Annotated in this window: 16 protein-coding genes and 1 other RNA gene; 8 read left to right on the top strand and 9 right to left on the bottom strand. The window is 44.6% G+C overall.

What is annotated here, in order from left to right:
• Window positions 1-362: 362 nt before the first annotated feature.
• Window positions 363-512 carry a hypothetical protein gene (locus tag MADE_RS20575; protein ID WP_023559661.1) on the bottom strand — a complete coding sequence of 50 codons (150 nt, stop codon included), beginning with the start codon at window positions 510-512 and terminating at the stop codon, window positions 363-365.
• Between the two features lie 325 nt (window positions 513-837).
• Window positions 838-3,210 (bottom strand): phosphoenolpyruvate synthase, encoded by a 2,373-nt coding sequence (ppsA, locus tag MADE_RS08970; protein ID WP_012518192.1) that lies wholly within the window; start codon window positions 3,208-3,210, stop codon window positions 838-840.
• Window positions 3,211-3,482: 272 nt separating this feature from the next.
• Between ppsA and ppsR the strand changes: the two genes are divergently transcribed.
• Window positions 3,483-4,295: a posphoenolpyruvate synthetase regulatory kinase/phosphorylase PpsR gene (gene ppsR, locus MADE_RS08965; protein WP_012518191.1), complete on the top strand. Its 813-nt coding sequence runs from the start codon at window positions 3,483-3,485 to the stop codon at window positions 4,293-4,295.
• Between the two features lie 74 nt (window positions 4,296-4,369).
• Here the strand turns inward: ppsR and MADE_RS08960 are convergent, their stop codons facing one another.
• The 3 genes from MADE_RS08960 to MADE_RS08950 all read right to left on the bottom strand — a co-directional run bounded on the left by MADE_RS08960 (window position 4,370) and on the right by MADE_RS08950 (window position 9,686).
• The gene (locus tag MADE_RS08960) at window positions 4,370-4,582 is read right to left on the bottom strand and encodes a hypothetical protein (protein WP_012518190.1); all 213 of its coding nucleotides are present in this window, start codon (window positions 4,580-4,582) and stop codon (window positions 4,370-4,372) included.
• Between the two features lie 269 nt (window positions 4,583-4,851).
• Window positions 4,852-6,810 carry a tetratricopeptide repeat-containing sulfotransferase family protein gene (locus MADE_RS08955; protein ID WP_012518189.1) on the bottom strand — a complete coding sequence of 653 codons (1,959 nt, stop codon included), beginning with the start codon at window positions 6,808-6,810 and terminating at the stop codon, window positions 4,852-4,854.
• A 164-nt stretch (window positions 6,811-6,974) separates the two neighbouring features.
• Window positions 6,975-9,686: a TonB-dependent receptor gene (locus MADE_RS08950; RefSeq protein ID WP_023559660.1), complete on the bottom strand. Its 2,712-nt coding sequence runs from the start codon at window positions 9,684-9,686 to the stop codon at window positions 6,975-6,977.
• A gap of 323 nt (window positions 9,687-10,009) precedes the next feature.
• Between MADE_RS08950 and MADE_RS08945 the strand changes: the two genes are divergently transcribed.
• Both MADE_RS08945 and MADE_RS08940 read left to right on the top strand, forming a co-directional pair.
• Window positions 10,010-11,980 carry a BCCT family transporter gene (locus MADE_RS08945; RefSeq protein ID WP_012518306.1) on the top strand — a complete coding sequence of 657 codons (1,971 nt, stop codon included), beginning with the start codon at window positions 10,010-10,012 and terminating at the stop codon, window positions 11,978-11,980.
• 32 nt (window positions 11,981-12,012) lie between these two features.
• Window positions 12,013-12,489, top strand: coding sequence for a MarR family winged helix-turn-helix transcriptional regulator (locus MADE_RS08940; RefSeq protein ID WP_012518305.1), 477 nt, complete (start codon window positions 12,013-12,015; stop codon window positions 12,487-12,489).
• 72 nt (window positions 12,490-12,561) lie between these two features.
• Here the strand turns inward: MADE_RS08940 and MADE_RS08935 are convergent, their stop codons facing one another.
• Complete coding sequence (locus MADE_RS08935; RefSeq protein WP_012518304.1) at window positions 12,562-12,909, bottom strand: RnfH family protein; 348 nt, start codon at window positions 12,907-12,909, stop codon at window positions 12,562-12,564.
• Complete coding sequence (locus MADE_RS08930) at window positions 12,906-13,337, bottom strand: type II toxin-antitoxin system RatA family toxin (protein WP_012518303.1); 432 nt, start codon at window positions 13,335-13,337, stop codon at window positions 12,906-12,908. The genes MADE_RS08935 and MADE_RS08930 overlap by 4 nt, the downstream gene beginning before the upstream one ends.
• Window positions 13,338-13,482: 145 nt before the next feature.
• Between MADE_RS08930 and smpB the strand changes: the two genes are divergently transcribed.
• Window positions 13,483-13,962: an SsrA-binding protein SmpB gene (gene smpB, locus MADE_RS08925; RefSeq protein WP_012518302.1), complete on the top strand. Its 480-nt coding sequence runs from the start codon at window positions 13,483-13,485 to the stop codon at window positions 13,960-13,962.
• Between the two features lie 102 nt (window positions 13,963-14,064).
• Here smpB and MADE_RS08920 read toward each other — a convergent pair whose 3' ends face one another.
• Window positions 14,065-15,288: an NADH:flavin oxidoreductase/NADH oxidase family protein gene (locus MADE_RS08920; RefSeq protein WP_015067082.1), complete on the bottom strand. Its 1,224-nt coding sequence runs from the start codon at window positions 15,286-15,288 to the stop codon at window positions 14,065-14,067.
• A gap of 385 nt (window positions 15,289-15,673) precedes the next feature.
• On the opposite strand from MADE_RS08920, the gene ssrA reads away from it, so the two are divergent.
• The 4 genes from ssrA to MADE_RS08905 all read left to right on the top strand — a co-directional run bounded on the left by ssrA (window position 15,674) and on the right by MADE_RS08905 (window position 19,669).
• Window positions 15,674-16,033: a transfer-messenger RNA gene (ssrA, locus tag MADE_RS20205) on the top strand.
• A 167-nt stretch (window positions 16,034-16,200) separates the two neighbouring features.
• Window positions 16,201-16,923, top strand: coding sequence for an ABC transporter ATP-binding protein (locus tag MADE_RS08915; protein WP_012518300.1), 723 nt, complete (start codon window positions 16,201-16,203; stop codon window positions 16,921-16,923).
• Window positions 16,920-18,362, top strand: coding sequence for an ABC transporter permease (locus tag MADE_RS08910; RefSeq protein ID WP_012518299.1), 1,443 nt, complete (start codon window positions 16,920-16,922; stop codon window positions 18,360-18,362). The genes MADE_RS08915 and MADE_RS08910 overlap by 4 nt, the downstream gene beginning before the upstream one ends.
• Complete coding sequence (locus MADE_RS08905; protein ID WP_012518298.1) at window positions 18,359-19,669, top strand: DUF3526 domain-containing protein; 1,311 nt, start codon at window positions 18,359-18,361, stop codon at window positions 19,667-19,669. Before MADE_RS08910 ends, MADE_RS08905 begins: the two co-directional genes overlap by 4 nt.
• Window positions 19,670-19,755: 86 nt before the next feature.
• Here MADE_RS08905 and MADE_RS08900 read toward each other — a convergent pair whose 3' ends face one another.
• Entirely contained in the window at window positions 19,756-20,982 is a 1,227-nt protein-coding gene (locus MADE_RS08900) for a hypothetical protein (protein ID WP_012518297.1), read from the bottom strand.
• Window positions 20,983-21,015 lie beyond the last annotated feature (33 nt).

Raw genomic sequence — 21,015 nt, 5'->3', positions numbered from 1 at the left:
TACAAAAAGATGAATAAAAATACCATAGCTTGCATACGCAAATACTGCGCAAATCAAGCCAATTGTGAATTCAACTAGCGCTGCTTCACAGAAGGTTCTTATATTACTAATTACCGGCTGTGCAAAAAACTTGAATTGATACGCCATTCTCTCTCTCACCGCGTTCTTATACTAATCACGATAGCATATAAATGCGATAATGCTCAGCGCTAGTAGCAATAAGCTTTTAGCTAAATGCGCCACGCATGTTGTAGATTACGCTATAAAAGCCTTTATGAAAGCCCACGTGTAAACTTTCATAAATCTCAATCATTTTTGAAAGTAAACTACCGTTTCAATTCTAGCTCTATGCGACACAACACTTATTCGTAGTTGCGTTCCATCCACATTAATTGCATTTTTAGTTCGTTAATTTCTTTTTGGGCTTGCGCCAGCTGCTCTGCCACAGAGCCTGATTGCATAACATTTTCTTCGGAAGTATTTACTGAAACCGTGCTGTCATTATGTGCCATAAGAGTTCAACCAAGTTAGTTATTAATCTGAAATTTGATGTGAAAGCCACTTTGTAATATTACATTTTTAATTACACAAAGTCATGCTATTAGCGGCTAAAAACCCATATTTTTCCTAAATAACCATCGTTTTTTTAAGGAATATACTGCTGGCACAGATCTGTTTTAAACCGCTACTCCGCTTGATGTAAGCGGGAAACAAAAAAGAAAAATGCCAGTCAGCTTAACTGACTGGCATTAATCGAAAGGTCTCTTTTAACCCTCGCGTTCGCATTGTGTCTAAGTTAGATCGTTGCCCACTTAGTCTGGGATTAGACCTATTGGTTTAGCCGTGCTTTTCAGCAAGGTATAGCCATGTCTCAACCACAGTATCGGGGTTAAGCGATACCGAATCGATACCTTCTTCTACCAACCAAGCTGCGAAATCTTCATGGTCAGACGGCCCTTGGCCACAAATACCCACGTATTTACCACGCTTCTTCGCAGCTTGAATTGCCATTGAAAGCAGTGCTTTAACCGCTTCATCTCGCTCATCGAATAGGTGGGCAATCACGCCACTGTCTCGGTCTAACCCTAATGTAAGCTGGGTTAAGTCATTAGAGCCTATAGAAAAACCGTCGAAAATATTGAGGAACTTGTCAGCAAGTAACGCATTGGAAGGAAGCTCACACATCATAATAACGCGAAGGCCGTTTTCGCCTTTCTTCAAGCCTTGCTCTTCAAGCAATTCGATAACCTGACGCCCTTCATCTAACGTACGCACAAACGGAATCATAATTTCTACGTTAGTAAGGCCCATATCATTGCGTACGCGCTTTATGGCTTCACATTCAAGGGCGAAGCAGTCGCGGAAGTCTTCAGATATGTAACGGCTAGCGCCACGGAAACCTAGCATAGGGTTCTCTTCGTCTGGCTCGTATTGGTAACCGCCAACTAAGTTAAAGTATTCGTTAGATTTAAAATCTGACATACGAACGATAACTTTTTCAGGTGAGAACGCCGCACCAATGGTTGAAATACCTTCCACTAGCTTCTCAATGTAGTATTCCGTTGGCGACGCGTAGCCTGCAATCATGTCGCTAATTTCTTCTTTCAGCTCTTCAGGCTGACTGTCGAAATTAAGCAATGCTTTCGGGTGAACGCCAATCATGCGGTTGATAATAAATTCAAGACGCGCAAGGCCTACGCCTGCATTTGGAAGACGAGCGAAGTCGAACGCGCGATCTGGGTTACCTACGTTCATCATTACCTTTAACGGTAAATCTGGCATAGCGTCTATACGCGAAGTGACTACGTCAAACTCAAGCTCGTCACCGTAAATATAACCCGTATCGCCCTCTGCACAAGAAACGGTAATCTTGTCACCGTTTTTTATACTGTCAGTAGCGTTACCGCAACCGACTACCGCAGGAATACCAAGCTCGCGAGCAATAATAGCCGCGTGACAGGTACGTCCACCACGATTGGTAACAATGGCAGACGCCTTCTTCATGATAGGTTCCCAATCAGGGTCTGTCATGTCAGTCACCAGTACGTCGCCGGCTTGAATTTTGTCCATCTCTTCAATTGAGTCGAGCACTTTAGCTACACCAGCACCAATTTTATGACCAATTGCGCGGCCTTCAACAACGATATTGCTTTGGCCTTTTAGTTGGAAGCGCTCAATGCTTTGTGAGTCTTCTCGGCTGCGCACGGTTTCTGGGCGTGCCTGAACGATATAAAGCTTACCGTCTACGCCGTCTTTCGCCCATTCGATATCCATAGGGCGTTGGTAATGCTTTTCAATGATTTGCGCTTGCTTTGCTAGTTCCATCACTTCATCGTCGTTAAGCGAGAACGTTTTGCTATCAGCAGCATCAATATCAACGATGGACACTTGTTTGCCGTGTGCTTCGTCGTCTGAGTAAATCATCTTGGTAAGCTTGCTACCTAGGTTACGACGTACGATGGCGGGAAGCCCTTTGTCTAACGTAGGTTTGTGCACGTAGAACTCATCAGGGTTTACTGCGCCCTGCACCACCATTTCACCTAAACCGAATGAACTGGTAATAAATACAACGTCTTCAAAACCAGACTCTGTATCGATAGTAAACATAACGCCTGATGAAGCGATATCACTGCGCACCATGCGCTGAATACCCGCAGACAGCGCCACACCTTTGTGGTCGTAACCTTGGTGTACGCGATAAGAAATCGCTCGGTCGTTAAACAGTGACGCAAACACGTGTTTAATCGCCACAAGAACCGACTCGTAACCTTTAACATTTAGGAAAGTTTCTTGCTGACCGGCAAATGACGCATCAGGCATATCTTCTGCCGTGGCTGAAGAGCGCACCGCGAATGACGCCTCTTCACCCGCATCCCCTTGGAGGGTAACAAATGCCGTTTTGATTTCTTCTTCTAACTTGCCTTGAAATGGCGTGTCGATAATCCACTGACGAATATTCTTGCCCGCTTCAGCAAGGGCATTCACGTCATCTACGTCTAATGAATCTAAAACTTCATGGATCCTAGCTTCTAGGCCACTTTGCTCTAGAAATTCGTTAAATGCTTCGGCGGTGGTAGCAAAACCACCCGGCACCTGCACACCGGCGTTAGCCAGGTTTGAAATCATCTCGCCTAATGATGCATTTTTGCCGCCTACGCGACCCACATCATGCATGCCCAGTTCTTGATACCAAAGTACGTATTCTTGCACAGCCCAAGCCTCCAGCTTTTTTATGTGTAGGGTATGAGGTAAGTTCCAGGTTTGTGCTTATTATCGCCTGAAACAAATCAAATTGTTGTCGAGGTGTGGGTGTTATCACCCATAACGCCGTCCATTACGTTTGACAGCAAACCTGTTGATAATTGCCATCATTCACAAGAACCGTGTAGCTTTTCGACGAAATCATCTTAGAATGGGGAAATTCAGAATGTAAACCCTTTATTACTTTTGTAATAAAATTACACCAATGTTAAGGATATGTTGTGCGTACAGCTTTTTATATTTCAGATGGTACTGCCATCACTGCAGAGGTCTTTGGCCACGCCCTGCTTTCTCTGTTCCCCGTTTCGTTTAATCACAACACCATTCCTTTCGTTGAAACTGAGGAACAAGCTCACAAAGTGTTGCAGCAAATTTCTGAAAGTTTTCAAGACACCGGAGAGCGGCCGCTCGTTTTTTATACAATTGTGAATGTAGATGTTCGCAAGATTATTTCGAAATCGGTGGGCATTAATTACAATTTCCTCGATCAGTTCGTTGCTCCGCTCGAAAAAGTATTAGGTGTTCCATCAAAACCAGAAAAACACCGCACTCACAGTATCCACGAAACCACTTACGACATTAGAATTGAAGCCGTAAACTATGCATTGGCCAATGATGATGGCTCGAACTTAAAAGACTACGATGAGGCAGATATCATTCTTACCGGTGTTTCCCGCTCTGGAAAAACACCAACAAGCCTGTATTTAGCACTTCAGTATGGAATCAAAGCAGCTAATTACCCGTTTACTGAAGAAGACATGGGCGACATGTTAAAGCTTCCTCCTACCCTTCGACGCTATAAACACAAGCTGTTTGGTTTAACCATCGCCGCCGACCGTCTACACCAAATACGCTCAGAGCGAAGAGCAAACAGTAAATATGCGTCTATTCAACAATGTAGGATGGAGTTGAGGGAAGTTGAAAACTTATACAGAAAGGAAAAAATTCCATTCTTAAATAGTACCAAGTACTCCATAGAAGAGATTTCAGCGAAGATCTTGGCGGAAACAGGGCTTAAACGTCGCAAATACTAAGCCAACCCTAAACAGCTCGTCTCACCAAGTTCTTCTTAGGATTTGGTGAGACACGTCACTTATTGGCTTATCCACTATGGCTTATCTGCTTTAGATTTAGACGGTCCGTTACTCTTAACCCACTCTTCTAGTGCAACGCCTGGGTCTTCTTCCCCGGCTACTGACGAAGCGTACGGGCTTGCCGCTTCCGCTTCCGACTCTGAAACCTGGTTGGTGTGACCTGATTCCTCTTTTGTCTCACCTTTGGGCGTTTTCTTACTGTCTGATTTGTCGTGTTGATTTTTCATACCCCGTATTAACTCCTTTCTGTAAGGTAAAAACGCTTCTAAGGATTTAAACGTAAGGGGTTAAGGATTAGATTATGGGTTTATTAACTATTTTTAAAATTTGGCTATATTTTAGCTCTCGTGTACTTCTTAGCCATTGAAGCCCTGCGTTGCTAGCGAATACTGTAGATAAAAGCGCTAGATATAAGCTTTGGATAAAAAAAGGGCCTGGTTAAGATTAACCAGGCCCCTTTATTCAATGATTTGCGGGTCATTCACTCTATTGTAAGTTATTTACCCAACGCCTCTTTAAGCGCCGACAAATATACCTCAAAAGGTTTCCACTGCCCCATTCCTGTTTTGTAGATAGGTTGGCGAACCTGTTCAGAACTCGGCGTTTTAATAACCCGCTTGGTTTGGTGAAATGCTAAACACGCTTCTTCAAAGTCTAACCCACAAAAATCTAAGATACGTCTGACTTGGCCTTCTAAATCGTCTAATACCTCTTCGTGCTGTACGGTAAGAATCTCCCCCGGCAGCACCGCGTGCCAGTGATCCATAAGCTTTTCATAAGCTTTGTAATAGCGCCCAATATCGGAAAGCGAGTAACTAAATTCCTGCCCCTCACCGAATAGCTGCTTAAAGCCGCTAAAGCAGCAGTCCATAGGATTTCTTCGCGCATCGATAATTTTAGCGTTAGGCAGTATCTTCTTAATTAGGCCAATATGAATAAAGTTATTGGGCATTTTATCGATGAACAATGGCGCGCCTTGTCGGTAAGCACGAGTTTGCTCGATATAACGCGCGCCAAGCTTTTCAAGCGTTTCTCCATCTAACGCATTAACGTTCAATGGATAAGGCGTCTTTTGATGACTTAACGATGAAGCAATGCCCAATATATCGTGAAGCTCCATGGTGCCATCGACTTTTGAGTGTGACGCGAGAATTTGCTCCAATAACGTTGAGCCTGCACGCGGCAAGCCGACAATAAAGATAGGGTCAGGCGCTTGGCAACCTTCTACTTTATTAAAGTCTTCACTTGAGAAAGCGCGCTGCTGTGCGTTTAGCGCTTCCTCTGTCCTTGCAATATCAAATTGAAGGGTGCTGCGCTTTAAGCTGTTACCTTGCTGGTAATAATTGAAGGCTTTGCTAGCCTCTCCCCGGTCTTCAAGCCCTTTACCTAGTGCAAAGCACACATGTATTTTATCTTCTAACTTTATAGCATTGCTGTTTAGCTGTTCAGACATTTGCGCAAGTAGTGCGTCACTAAACTTATAGGTTTTCGTGTTTGCGAGGCTCCAATAGGCGTCGCCGTAGTCACTGGCATAGTCTATGGCCTTTTCGTACGCACTAACCGCATCAGGCGTATCCCCTTTTGCTTTTAACGCATGGCCAAGCGATACCCACACTTTGGGTCTATCCGGGTTTTCTGCAAGTACATCACGGTAAACAGTAATGGCCTCATCTAATTGCCCTACACCAACAAGCGCATGGGCCAAGCTGGTTTTTATACTAAAGCTAGTGGGGTTATGCTCTAACCTTTGGCGGGCCACTTGTACCGCCTCTGGAAACTTGCCTAACTTAGACAGCACATTTTGATAGGCTAAGGCTGCTTTTTCATTATCTGGATAAAGCTCAACACAGCTTTCTAAAAGAAACTCAGCGTCGCTATAAACCTTGAGTTGCATGCCTATTTCAGCAAGTAGCATCATTGCTTCGGGGTGATGCTTGTGCTTGGTCAGAAACTGCCGGCATACCTGCTCTGCAGCAGCGAACTGCTTTTCGTACATAAGGTCGTAAGCCCCTAATACAGGCGCTGGTAGCGACTGCAAGTGCGCTATTTGCTTGGTTGCCATTTGTACCGCAGTGACATCATTGTGACGTTGATAAATTGACAGCAGTTTTTTCCAACTGCTGATCAGCGCGGGATTAAAATGCGTTGCTTTAAAAAACGCGCTCGACGCTTCTTTACCGTTACCCTTCGCTTCATGACAATAAGCAAGCTCTTGATACGCCCTGCCGTAATCAGGAGAAAGTGAAAGCAGTACGTCGATATGACGAAAGGCCTCATCATATTGCTTTGCCATTCTATGTGTAACCGCTGCAAGATAATGGACTTCTAAGCGTTGCTGCTCGCTAAGCGACGTGGACAATAGGTGATCAACGCGTTCATTGGCTAATAAGAATTGAGCGCGTTGCAGCGCTTGTTTAATAGCGCGTATTTCATGTTGGATATCTTCTGGTGTCATAGCCTTCGTTATAATTCTTAGTAGCGCCTGTTTGCAGTGCTGTTAATTCGATGAAATTAATAGTACCTAATTCTTCAAGCATTAGTAATGAAAACGGCAGACGTAAAGTCTGCCGTTTAAACGCTTTTACATGATTAATTTATACTATTAATCATAGCTTACTATTAATAATAATCGTAAGAGAAGCGTAAGCCGATAGTACGTGGACGATTCGTCACGACTTTAGGCGTGTACTGCTGGGTATCGATATTTAAGATAGCCGACTTGTCGAAAACATTGTCGATAAACGCTTCAACTTTCCAGCTTTCATACGACATACCCACTGAAACGTTACCAATTACGTAACTTTCTTGGATATAACGACCACCGCGAATGGTTTCACCGTCTGCGCCTGGGTAGGTCGCACCGTTAAACACTTCACCTTCGTCTTCAATCTTCAATCCAGAACCTGTACCGTAAATCAAGCGCGTGGCATCTTCCATGGCGTAGGCATTCATGACCATGCCAGCAAGGCGATCGCCAGTGTACGTAAGTGATGCATTAACGAAACCTTCTTTACCGCCATCTAGCTCAAAGAAGTAACGAGCACTAATGTTTCCAGAGAAATCTGCAGAGTACGGTAATTTGCTCCCAACCCCTGCTGCAATGCCTTCAAGTTCAGAGTTGATACTGACTAGTTCAGTATCTAACACGCTGAACGCTGCGTTAATAATAAGGTTATCAGAGGCCAACCACGTTATATCTGCATCAATACCTTTAACTTCTGCATCTCCTACGTTATCGGTAAATACCAAGAAGCTGATGTTGGTAGGGTCGAAGCGAGAGGTCTGCAAGTCTGAAATTTCTGAGTAATAACCGGTTGCGTTGACACGCAAGATACCGTCTAAGAAATCACCTTTAAGGCCAATTTCATAGTTATCAAGGGTATCTGTGGTTGAATAAACCGGCACGCGGAAATCTGCAAACGCGCCCGTGTTATTCGCTGCTGCGTCACCACCTAAACGGTTGGTTACCGGTGGTCGGAAACCTTCTGAATAGTTTGCGAATAACAATACGTTTTCGTTTACTTTCCAATCTAGACCAAATTTAAAGATAGTGTCGTCTACGGTTAACACACCGTCGTCACCCAACAAGCCAATATCTAAAGAACCGTCTTGAATTGCGTCTACAACACCTTGACCGTCAAGGCCTAGGTCATCGTAAACTGCTGGGTCCAAAACGCCTTGACCATAGGCTTCTAAACGACTTGTTACGTCACGGGTAGACGTTGCACCACGGTAAATATCATCAATCTGATACCAGCGAGCACCAACGGTAGCCGTTACTGTGTCGGTAATTTCATAACCCAATTGACCAAATACTGCGATTTGCTCAATAGTATGGGTAACGTCGTTAACAAAACTGATTTCTGGCGAGAAAGGACCGCCGTCGCTGTTAATACCGCGATCGCCTGCAAGCGCGTTCCACGAACTTGCTAAGTTCTCGAAAATCTCGGGGCTAGCAATTTTGAACTGACCTACTGAACCCACTTCTTGTTCATCGTAGAACACACCTGCGGTTAACTGCCATGGTGTATCCATGGTTGTGCTGAAGCGAAGCTCGTGGGTTAAACGAGTGCTTGTGGTGTCTTCTTTGTAATACTTGCTTGGGTCAAGACAACGTGCGTCATCTGGATTATCTGGTGTTTCATAATGCGTACACACGTAATATGCCGAAAACAAACCACCGTTTGTGTAACCCGTGTAGTCGGTAAGGGTGTCAATTTCGCGATCTAAGTAACCGCCGGTGTAAACCACATCGAGTTTTTCAAGGCGGCCGTTCAGCGTCCACGTTGTTAAACCGAATTCATCAGAATTTTCATCGCTTTGAAAGCGAATTGCAGAGCTTTCACCCTCTACCGTTGGGTCGTATGCAAATACACCTTCGGTGTCGAGCGTTTGCTCGGTGTGCTGAACCAACAAATCCCAATCTTCATTGATAATGTAAGACAAGCCGAAACGCGCACCTGAATAAACCGCATCGTTAAAGTTATCTTCTACATGCTCACTGTTTCTTGGCGTTACTACCGCAGCTTCGCTTCGATTAAAGCCGTTAATTTCACGACGTGCATCCATATCGGCTGGGTCTATACCTTGAGCCTGAAGCGCACCACCTGATATACGGTCGATAACCACGGCACTTCCAATGTAGCCACCGTTGTTAGGATCGTTTTCGATATTGTCTATCCAACCACCTTGGCTTTCGTTATACGCAGCAACACGAAGGGCTAAGTTGTCGGTTGGCGTAACGTTAAAGTACGCTTCAACCGTATTGCTCATATCTCCGCCTTTGGTGGTGGAAATACTGGTATCAAAACCAGCGGCGAAACCAGAATGGTCGGGTTTATTGGTAATAAGTCGAACAGTACCTGCCTGTGAGCTGGCGCCGAATAACGTACCTTGTGGCCCGGGGAGTACTTCTACACGCTCTACATCGGTAGCGAAAATATCTAAGTTTCGACCGGCCATGGAAACAGGCATTTCATCAAGATAGAAAGCGACAGACGGCTGAAGCGCTTGAACCGATGAAAGGGTAATACTTGATTGGGTGGTAGCAGCGCCGCGAATGTAAATTTCGTTTTGGCCTGGGCCCGTCCCCTGGAATACAACGTTAGGTAAAAACTCTACGTAGTCTTGGAAGTTATCAATACCAAGATTTTCTAGCGCTTTTCCGTCAAGTGCAGAAACCGCAACAGGTACGTCTTGAATTGATTCACTTCGTTTTGTGGCGGTAACTTCAATGGTTTCAAGTTTAGCGGGCGCGCCCGTATCCTGCGCCGCCAGAGAGGTGGATGCCAGTGCAGCGACAATTGCACAGCTAAGCTGAGTTTTTCGCATTTGTGTGTGTTTCCTTCAGTTGTTTTCTTATTTCTTCGGATTGTGTTTAGTTAATACACATATCAAAAAGATCATATATTACAATACACCAACTAATTTTAATTTCTACTCTAACGATTAATAATTAACCTAAAGTTGCGAAAACATAACCCAAAGTCTAATTAACAAGGCATTTTCTTCACCCAAAATTAAGTTTGATGGATAAGTGCAGTACAAATGCATACAAATCGAATTATTTCATCTGATGTTTATAAAAAGTGCTCCATGCTGTATATTTCAACGTATTAACCTAAATTCAAACAAAGGTGAAAGGAAATTACTGCGTGACTGAGACAGAAAATAAATCTCCACTCAACAAGCCGGTGTTTTTAACATCGTCTGCCTTAATAATCTGTTTACTGATTTTCGCTGCTGGTACGCCTGAACTAGCAGACAGTATCTTCCAAAAATTGCAGGATGTAATCGTATCTAACGGTAGTTGGTTTTACGTATTAACGGTTACGATTATTGTTCTCGCAGTAGTGTATTTAGGGATGTCTCGCTACGGGGAAATTAAACTGGGCCCTGACCACGCTACGCCAGAATTTAGCTTTGGCACTTGGCTTAGTATGCTGTTTGCTGCAGGTATGGGTATCGGACTCATGTTCTTTGGTGTAGCTGAACCATTAATGCACTTTATGGCCCCGCCCACTGCACAGGCAGAAAGTATAGACGCCGTACGAGAAGCCATGAAAACCACCTTTTTCCATTGGGGTATTCACGCTTGGGCTATTTATGCAGTGGTAGCGCTTATACTCGGCTACTTTGCCTACCGACAGAACTTACCTCTAACGCTTCGTTCTGCGCTGTACCCACTTATCGGCGACCGGATTTACGGTTGGCCAGGCCATGTGGTTGATATATTTGCCGTTACTTCGACGGTATTTGGTATTTCAACGTCTCTTGGTTTTGGCGCATCGCAAGTTAATGCTGGCTTTAACTATTTGTTTGGTTTGCCTTCTAATACAGGCGTTCAAATTGCCATTATGGCCGGTGTGGTTGGCTTAGCAGTAATTTCAGTTACCACTGGACTGGACAAAGGTATTCGTCGCCTTTCAGAAACCAACATGGTGCTGGCTATTATCCTACTGTTAATCGTGTTGTTTTTAGGTCCAACGGTATTTTTGCTACAGGCCTTTATGCAAAATACTGGCGCATACCTGTCTGACATTGTGAGAAACACTTTTAACTTATACACCTATGAGAAAACTGACTGGATTGGTGGCTGGACCATCTTTTACTGGGGCTGGTGGTTAGCATGGGCGCCTTTCGTAGGCCTGTTTATAGCGCGTATTTCATTCGGCCGTACTATTCGCGAATTCGTTATCGGTGTACTACTTATCCCTTCAGCGTTTACCCTATTTTGGATGACCATATTCGGTAACGGTGCTATCGACCAAGTTTTGGTACAAGGAAAAGATGTACTTGCTCAAATGGTTAACGACGATACCTCCGTCGCACTATTTGTATTTTTAGAACAGTTTCCTTTTTCTTCAGTACTGAGCTTTATCGCCGTACTTATGGTGATTATATTCTTTGTAACCTCGTGTGATTCAGGCGCAATGGTAGTCGACATGCTGTGTTCACACGGTGAAAACAACACCCCACTATGGCAACGTGTTTACTGGGCAGTTGGTGTAGGTATTGTGAGTTCTATACTTCTATATGCTGGCGGATTAGGTGCACTTCAAACCATGACTATTGCCGCTGCACTGCCATTTGCTATTGTCTTGCTTATTGCCATATCCGGGCTATTGAAAGCACTGCGTATAGAATCTTATAAGCGAGAAAGCTTAATGGTGCTGGCAGGCTCGCCACAGCATAGTGACTCTGACAAAAACTGGAAAGAACGATTAGAAAACATTGTTACCTTCCCAGATGAGAAAGCGGTAAGACGCTACATCAACAAGGTGGTTAAACCTGCCATGACTGAAGTTGGTGAAGAGTTTAAAGAACAGCAATTCGATGTAAGAATTGAGGATACCGAGGAAGCTCTTACCTTAACAGTGGAATTAGGAGGAGACCCGGAATTCGTTTATGCGGTGTATCCAACGTCGACAGAACAGCCTGAATTTGGTCCAACTGACACACCAAGACTGGACGAAAACGAAAAGGCCACGTACTATCGCGCCGAAGTACACCTAAGTGAAGGTGGTCAAAACTATGACATTATGGGCTGGTCGAAAATTTCGGTTATTAATGACGTGATCGATCACTATCATAAACACCAACATTTTATTCATTTGCTTAAGTAACCCTAAAGGGTTGCGCATTTGTTGGAAGTAACATGCGAAAAGAAGAAGAACTATTAGTGGCACTACGGCGCGTAATTCGCGCTGTAGACCTACGCAGCAAGCAGCTAAGCAAACACGTGGGGCTAACAGGCCCGCAGCTATTGGTTATGCAGAACATCGAAGAGCGCCCTGGTATTATGGTGCGCGAAATTGCAGAGAATATTAACTTAAGCCCTGCAACCATTACCAATATTCTGGATAGGCTAGAATCACGGGACTTAGCGACTCGCATTAGAAGTACGCAAGACAAAAGAAAGGTCGGCGTTTTCTTAACCGAACGCGGTAAGGAAGCGGTAGTGGATGCACCTCGTCCGTTACAAGAGCATTTCGTTGAGCGCTTTTCTCAGCTAAAAGAATGGGAACAAAGCCAAATGGTAGCAACCGTTCAGCGTATCGCTAGCATGATGGATGCAGAAGACATCGACGCCTCACCTTTCTTGGAACTAGGCAGCATTTCAGAAAAAAGCTAAATAGTATTCTTCTTAACAAAATGGCCTTCAATTTGAAGGCCATTTTTATTTCTGTTGTTAATTAGAAAGCAATTAAGACTTCGCCTTAAGCGGGTTTACTTTCCCGCCCGTTACCTTATCAGCCCTGCCCTCTTCCTTTGCTTTTTCAGCCCTGCGCTTGCGTATCTCTTTCGGGTCGGCAATAAGGGGTCTATAAATTTCAATACGATCGCCGTCTGACAGGGTATCGCGAAGCTTAACCACGCGACTCCAAATGCCAACTTTAGCGGCCTTTAAATCAATTTCTGGAAACTGCTCGGTAATGTTTGAAGCAGCAATCCCCTCTTCAACCGTCGCGTTTTCGTGAATAGCCACTTCTACAATGGCTTGCTTGGTGGGCAATGCATAGGCAACTTCAATATTAATGAGTTTATTGCTCATGCGTAAACGCTCCTAGCACGCTCAGTGAACGCAGTAACCATACTTGTGGCTAAGCTATTAAACACTTTTCCAAACGCCATTTCAGCCAACTTATTGCTGAATTCGAACTCTAAATTAAGTTCAATTTTGCAGGCCTCTTCAGAAAGCGCAGAGAACGTCCATCCACCTGTTAGTGAGCGAAACGGCCCATCGATAAGTTGCATCTGAATGCTCTTGCCTGGCTCTAACACGTTGTGGGTAGTAAACCACTGTTTTATACCTGCCTTGGCCACTAATAAAGAAGCCTTCATGCTTTGCGTAGATGTGTCGAGAATTTTGCTATCGGTACAACCTGGTAAAAACTCAGGGTAAGAAGCTACATCGTTTACTAAGTTAAACATGGCTTCTGCGCTATGTGCTACCAGCGCGCTTCTATGAATACTTGGCATTGATTCCACTACTATTAAAACTATTGGCCGCATTGTATCACAGAAAAATTGCTTCGCTTGTATTCGGTTTTGAACCAAATGCCCCCATATGAGTTATTAATGACAACTAAAGACATTCCCCCGAACAATCAGTATAATAGCGAGTATGAAAAAGAACAAAGCCAACAAAAACACCTCTGGAAATATCGCGCAAAATAAAAAGGCGCGTCACGACTATTTTCTAGAAGACAAGTTCGAAGCAGGTCTGGAGCTTCAGGGGTGGGAAATTAAAAGTATTCGCGCAGGTAAAGTTAATATCACTGACGCGTACATTATTATTCAAAACGCCGAAGCGTATTTAGTGGGCTGTAGAATTAGTCCGTTGAATCAGGCCTCAACCCACGTGGTTGCTGCACCAGAGCGCGCCCGCAAACTGCTGCTAAAGAAACGTGAAATAGATCGCTTAATGGGTGCTCGAGACCGCCAGGGTTACTCTATTGTCGCTACTTCCATGTATTGGAAGAAATGTTGGGTAAAGCTAGAAATTCACTTAGCTAAAGGTAAGCACGCCCACGATAAGCGCGACACCTTAAAAGACAAAGACTGGCAGCGCCAAAAAGAACGGATGATGAAACACAGCGTTTAACGCTGTGTTTTTCTATTCGCTGTAGCAAATAAATCACTAAGCCCTTGGTTTTCTTTTTGGCGGAGCGAATCAACTAACAGCCGAGTGTGCCTTTAAGTTGCATTAATTCACATCTCGCTTTGTCATTTTCTTGCGGTGCAACATATCTAGAATAAGGCTCCACAGCGGAGAAGGGTTTCTTAGCGTTGTTAAATTATTTCCTAAACGCCTTAACTGTCTTCGCACCATAGCCATATTGGCAAGACTGGCAAGGGATTTATCTTTCCAAGCGCAATGGGGAATAATGCCTGAATAACTCCATTCCTGTTGCCATTTCTTTGCAAGATCAGGCGTAATGGCGAGCGCACTGGCTAAACCTACCAGTTCGCAGCCTTGCTGAATTACCCGCTCGGCAACTTCAGCGCGCTTAATACCACCTGTGGTCATAAGTGGAATGTCGGTTTTACTTTCCAGTGCATGCGCAAATTCAAGAAAATAGGCTTCTCGTGCCAATGTAGTATCGTCGCGGGTTTGACCTTGCATCGCTGGCGCTTCGTAGCTACCACCAGAAAGTTCAACCACATCCACTCCAAGCGCTTCAAGGCGATTAACCACCTCACACGCATCATCAAAAGAAAAACCGTTCTTCTGAAAATCAGCAGAATTAAGCTTAACCATTACAATGAAATCTTTGGCACACACTGCACGTACTTGGCTGACGATATTTATTAATAAACGAGCGCGATTGATTATAGAACCGCCCCACTCGTCTTGACGCTGATTGGTTAGCGGAGATAAAAACTGAGTAAGTAAATAACCGTGAGCAGCGTGAATTTCCACACCGTCAAACCCTGCTTTTTCGGCCTGCTTAGCGGTTTGTACAAAGCGTTTGCACACGTCGTGGATATCTTGGCAAGTCATTTCGCGAGGTTGAGCAAAGAGCTTCGAATGCTTACCCATATCAAGCGGAACCGCTGAAGGAGCTATCGCTTTTCCCTTCATCGCTTTAAATACCTGCCGGCCTGGGTGATTAATTTGCATTACGGCAAGCGCGCCGTTCGACTTAATAATCTTTGCCCACTTTTCAAATGGCGCAAGTTCGGTTTCGCTTTCAAGTGCAACGCCACCCGGCCCTGTCATCGCCGCCTTATCGACCATCACATTCCCAGTGATCACCATACCCAAATTGCCGTGAGCCCAATATCGATACAAAGCGTAGAGCGACTCGCCGGGTAAATTACCCATACTCGACATGTTTTCTTCCATAGCGGCTTTAACAAGACGGTTACGCACCGTTACGCCGCATGGCAAATTATAGGGGGAATACAATATGGATTCTGAAGACATTTACACTACTAGCCTTTTGTTTATGCTCACGTACTTTAATGGTTATTAGCGCTAATTGCATCCTTGCACACGCACTTTTGCCCTAAATAATTTGCTAAAAGTTTCGACAGCAAGTGCACAACTTGTAGCTTACACACCTGCCTTTTATACAGTTTGCATACTGCACCCCTTGAAAAATACGCCATCGCCCCTATATATAAAGCAATTCGATAGTAAGCCAAGTGAACACTAGTCGCGAACTTGCGTTTAATTTGAGGCGGTAAGCGGTTGAATTGCTAGATATATTTTTTGTTTGAAATATAGCCAAACCCTTAAAATTTATAGCAATTTTAAAAAGAAACCGTTTAACACTGAGACATTTGTGTTATTATTGAAAATCACACTCGGGGCTGATTAGGATTCGACAGGATCTAGGAAGCCGGAGGTGCATGCAGAGGAGCGGTTGGCCTCTTAAAAAAGCCGCATTTAAATAGTCGCAAACGACGAAACTTACGCACTAGCCGCTTAATAACCGGTATAGGCCCTTCCACCCTAGTCTTTTCCTGCTAGCGGGGATTCGGAAGGTCATCCAAGTAGGATAGCGAGGGAACCTTGTCTGAGGGTGAACCGCGAAATAGTATCAGGCCAGCTGCAAGGAAATCCTGTTTGTCGGAGTTCCAAGCAGTTAAATAAATGACAAACTAAGCATGTAGTACCAAAGGTAGACATTTTCTGGACGCGGGTTCAAATCCCGCCAGCTCCACCACTTTCAAAGGCTTGCCACTCGGCAAGCCTTGTTCGTTTCAGCTTCCGAAATTTGTAAATTGTTTCGAATTAAAACAAAACACACACTACCTAAATAAAAGCTATTCCCATACTTATGGTAATAATATAACATTACAACACAAGTTTAAGGTATGGCTTTTCCAAATAATGCAAACAAATTCAGTAATATGCGCAGATGCGTTGACCGTGCGCGTTGAAAACCGCACGCTTTTAGATAATCTAAACTTCAACGTTGGTAAGGGCGAAGTTTTCGCGCTTTTAGGCGGAAATGGTGCCGGTAAATCTACTACACTTAAAACCTTTTTAGGTTTGATGAAAGCATCTCGCGGTAGCGCTACTGTGTTAGGGCATAACGCCACTACTCACCCTAACGATGTTCAAAAATCTGTCGCTTACTTGCCAGAATCGGTCACTCTTTATGGTCATCTTTCAGGCTTGGAAAATATCCGCTACTTTCTTTCGGTAGCTGGTGTAGAAAAATCAGACGAAGACATTTTTGCAGCACTTCGCAAAGTAGCTCTTCAAGAAGATTCATGGAATAAGGCGTTATCGAACTACTCGAAAGGTATGCGCCAGAAAACCGCGATTGCGCTTGCCCTATTGCGCAATGCACCCGTGCTGTTTTTAGATGAGCCTACATCAGGGTTAGACCCTGCCGCTATTGACGAGTTTAATGCGTTGGTGTCTGAGCTAGCGGCCAACGGCGCTACCATTTTTATGGTTACTCATGACGTATACGGCGCTTGCCAAGTCGCTCACCGCATTGTGCTTTTAAGCAACGGTAAACTAACTGGTTCTTTCGAGCGCATTGGCGATATGCCCATTGATACTGAAGCCGTACACGCAGCATTTGCAGGGCGCAAAGCATGATATTTAGTGTAGCAAAAACCATTTGTGCAGATCAGTGGCGCTATTGGCTGCGCACAAAAGTCGCCGCTACGGTACTGTTGTTAGGGGCCATACTGACCCTTGCAGCCCTAGTCGTAAATGCATTTCATATTGAAGAGGCCGCTCACGCTAGAGAGCACCTTCAAACTGAAGCAGAAGCGCGCTTTAAAGCGCAGCCTGATAAGCACCCTCACCGCATGGTGCATTACGGTCATTACGTTTTTCGTGCCCCTACGCCATTAAGCGTAATCGAGCCTGGCGTCGACACCTACACAGGTAACGCTATTTTCCTAGAAGGCCATCGGCAAAATAGCGCCATGTTTGCACAGCAGCGGCAATCGGCTGGGCTTACGCGTTTTAGTAGCTTAACCCCTAGCTTTCTTGCGTTAGTGCTTGCACCACTGTTTATTATTCTTATTGGTTACGGCAGTGTATCGCGAGAGCGCGAGGCCGGAACACTTACGTTGTTGTTGTCACAAGGTACGACTCGCTGGCAGCTAATCTTAGGTAAGCTATTAGCGCTAATTGCAGCTAGCGGTTTGTTCTTACTCCCTCTGCTTCTAGCCTGCTTATATGTCGCTTTTTCAAGCGAAAGCCCGCTTGTGGTGCTGCTATTTTGCTTAAGTTACGCCGTTTACTTCTTGCTATGGGCTACCGTTGTAACTGCGTGTTCAGCGTTATTTGAGAAAAGTAGCGTTAGCTTCACCGCGCTTATTGTTATTTGGATGTTCGCATGTGTGTTACTTCCTCGCTTAGGCAGCAGCGTCGCAACGAATGCAGCCCCCTCTATGGGCAAACTTGAAGCGGACTTTAAAGTAGAAGAAAAGCTTCGTAGTTTGGGCGACGGTCACGACGTTAACGACCCTGCATTTAAAAAGCTAAAAGAAGATTTATTAGCAAAATACAATGTAGATTCCGTGGACGACCTTCCTGTTAATTTCCGCGGAGTTGTTGCCCAATTTTCTGAAGGCCGACAGGCAAAAGTACTTGATGAATTCGCCGAAAACAGAATGGGTGAAGAGTTAGAACAAGCACATATCGCACGTCAGTTTGGTTGGCTATCCCCTACCGTCGCCGTTCGCGCAATCTCTACAATATTAGCGGGTACCAGCCTTGAAACCCATCATCGCTTTTTAAGAGAAGCAGAGGCCCTGCGTTTAGAGTTTGTTCAAGGGCTAAATAAAGTGCATGTTGAAAAGCTGGATTACAAGCTGGATATGGAGCGCAACGCAAGCGAAGAAGCCGCTGATAAAGCAGTTGTAGGTGCAGACAACTGGGCGTTGTTATCAGAGTTTAACTTTACGCCCGAGGCAGCAAATACACGCATTTCACATGCGCTTGTTTATTTCCTACAACTCCTGTTTTGGGTGTGCATTACCGCCTTGCTTTTAAAAGCGGCTGTTAGGAGGTTAAACCCATGATGCGTTTTACCGATCTTAAACGTGAAGCGGGTTTTATTTTCGGCCACCGCCAAATAAAACTTACGTTATTAGTCGTTTTCTTTTTAAGTGTGGTGTCATTGTGGACAGGCTTCGCAGAAATGCAGGAACAACAGGCCACCATTGAACGACTGTTAGAGAAAGACCAAGCCGAGAGAGATAGCGCGCTCGCCCATCAGTCGAATTACGGTAGTGCTGCGTACTATACGTTTCACTTAACGTATTCACCCCCTTCCCCGCTGGCTTTTGCTGCCGTAGGCGAAAGAGATGTATTTCCTTGGAAGCACCGTATACGCATGCTTGCATTAGAAGGGCAAATTTATGAAACCGATGCAGATAACCCAGAACTGGCGTTTTTAGGGCGTTTTGATTTTGCCTTTGTGACCAGTGTATTGCTGCCATTATTTATCATATTGCTGCTCTACGATTTAAAAGCAAAAGAGCGGGAAGCTCGCCGCTTTGATTTACTTAATGTAACCGCACGCAACGCCCATGCGATATGGACGGCAAGAGTTATAGTCACCTTAGTTCCTTTAGCCCTAGTTACGCTTATTCCGTTTGTTGTGTTCGGGTTAATTAATGGTGCATCTTTGCCCTCTATTTTAACCGTTTGCGCGATAGTAATAGGTAACATTGCAATATGGAGTGCCATTGTTCTTGTAATTGGCGCCGCAAAGCGTTTTGCAAGTTTCAGTGCAACGCATCTTGCCTCTATTATGCTAGGCGTCTGGCTTGTTACCACTGTTATTGTGCCCGTGACCGCACACACGGTAATTAATGCGGTGGTAGAAACACCTGAAGGTGGCGATATTGTGCTTACCCAACGTGAAGCGGTAAATAGTGCCTGGGATAAGCCCGTTGAAGAGACGTGGCGCGCATTCATAGCCACTCATCCGCAGTGGGCCGATTACACAATATTTGACCCTGAAAGAGATAGCTCGTTTAACTGGAAATGGTACTACGCGTTCCAACAGGTGGGCGATCAAACTGCCAGTGACTTGTCGAAAGCTTATCAGACTGCCACGCTTCAAAAAGACACCATTGCAAGCTACGTAGCCTTGCTTTCTCCTTCCTTGCTTACGCAGCGTTTATTATCAAGCGCTGCTGATACTAACGTAAGCGCGATGGTGAGCTATGAAAATGATGTACGCGTTTTTCATAAGGCGCTACGAAAATTTTATTATTACCACCTTTTCAAAGACCCTGAATTTTCTCAGGAGAGCTTTGAAGCACTGCCACAATTTACACCAAACATGAGAACGTTAGGCGAAAGCAACAAGGAAAACTAATGAAGAACTAGGCTGTAAAAACGGGTAAAAAAAAGAGGCTTACTAACAGTAAGCCTCTCTCGCGTTAAAACTAAATCAAGCTAATACTACGACGATTGAAGGGTCTGCATAGGCTCTATATCAGTGGTATTGTTTCTGATGAACGACTCAATATCTTTTACTTCTTCTTTACTAAAGCCTAGGCGAGCTCGGATACCGGTTGTTCCGTCAGCATTTTCAATCACAACAAAGTCGTTAACGCCTAGTGTACGTGAAAACACGGTGTGAACTTGCTTGTTGTTGATATCTACGATTTTAACTTTGGTCGAGGTTCTGTAAATTGCCATTGGACCTGACTGAGTTTGAACCCAGTCGATTGACCAATAATAATGACTGTAGTTTGGCAAACCTAACTTAGTATAAAGTGACTCTTTAAATTCAACGTTTTCACACTTATTCATCACTGCATTTTGACGTTTACAGTTAGAGTGTTCTGCGATGTTTTTACCGCCTAAGCCCACGTCCATAGGTACCGTGGTATAGCCATCGATGCTTACAAGTACATAATCATCGAACTTATTAAGCCCAAAGGTATTGCCTAACTCTTTAAACGAGTTTAACAACCCTCCTACTTTGTCGTTTTCATCACGAGGGTCTTTTTCTAGCAGGATAAAACCGGTAGATGCTGCGTCGCCTTTTTGATGCTCGGCAATGTGGTAGTTATCTAACAGAGTGATGTTTTTAACGCTATCCCCATCAATAAAGTAACGGAAAGCTGAACCAGAACGCCCTACAATAAATCCATCTGACGTAGGTATAACACTATTGCCCGTCGCTTTTTTGCCAGTTACTGTTCGCACTTCAAATTGACCACCGCGCTTCCACACCGTACCAATCTTGATAGGCGCTTCCGAGGAATGTGCTTTGTGATACTTAAGGGTAAAAGACCCGTCGAAGTTCTCAACCGCGTAGGTAAATTCACCAGTAAATCGGTTGCCACCAAAGTTCGCTACTTGCCCTTCGAAATCGTTAAACATCTGCCCATCGATCATGATGCCATCTTTTTTGCGATAGAAAATAGCAGGGCCGCCTGTTGCATCAACTTTTTGCTTTTGTTCAGCGAGTTCGGCTGCACTAAGCAATACTTCCGGTTTAGCGGCGGGTGCGGCTTGTTGCTGCGCAGCAGCTGGAACTGTCATGCCTTGTAGCTTAGCGAGAAATGCTTTTTGCATTTGATTTGCCATCGCTCGCTCTTCAGGTGTGGGAGGTGTGCTTCCACAAGCACTGATAAGGGCGGCGGCAATTAAAGATGGAACTAATAGTTTTGCTTTCATGTTTTTTCTCTTATTGCGCTTCGGGCAGAATAT

This window comes from Alteromonas mediterranea DE, assembly GCF_000020585.3.
GTDB lineage: Bacteria > Pseudomonadota > Gammaproteobacteria > Enterobacterales > Alteromonadaceae > Alteromonas > Alteromonas mediterranea.
The sequence above is the reverse complement of the archived record's forward strand: the minus strand, read 5'-3'. Positions and strand labels throughout refer to the sequence as shown.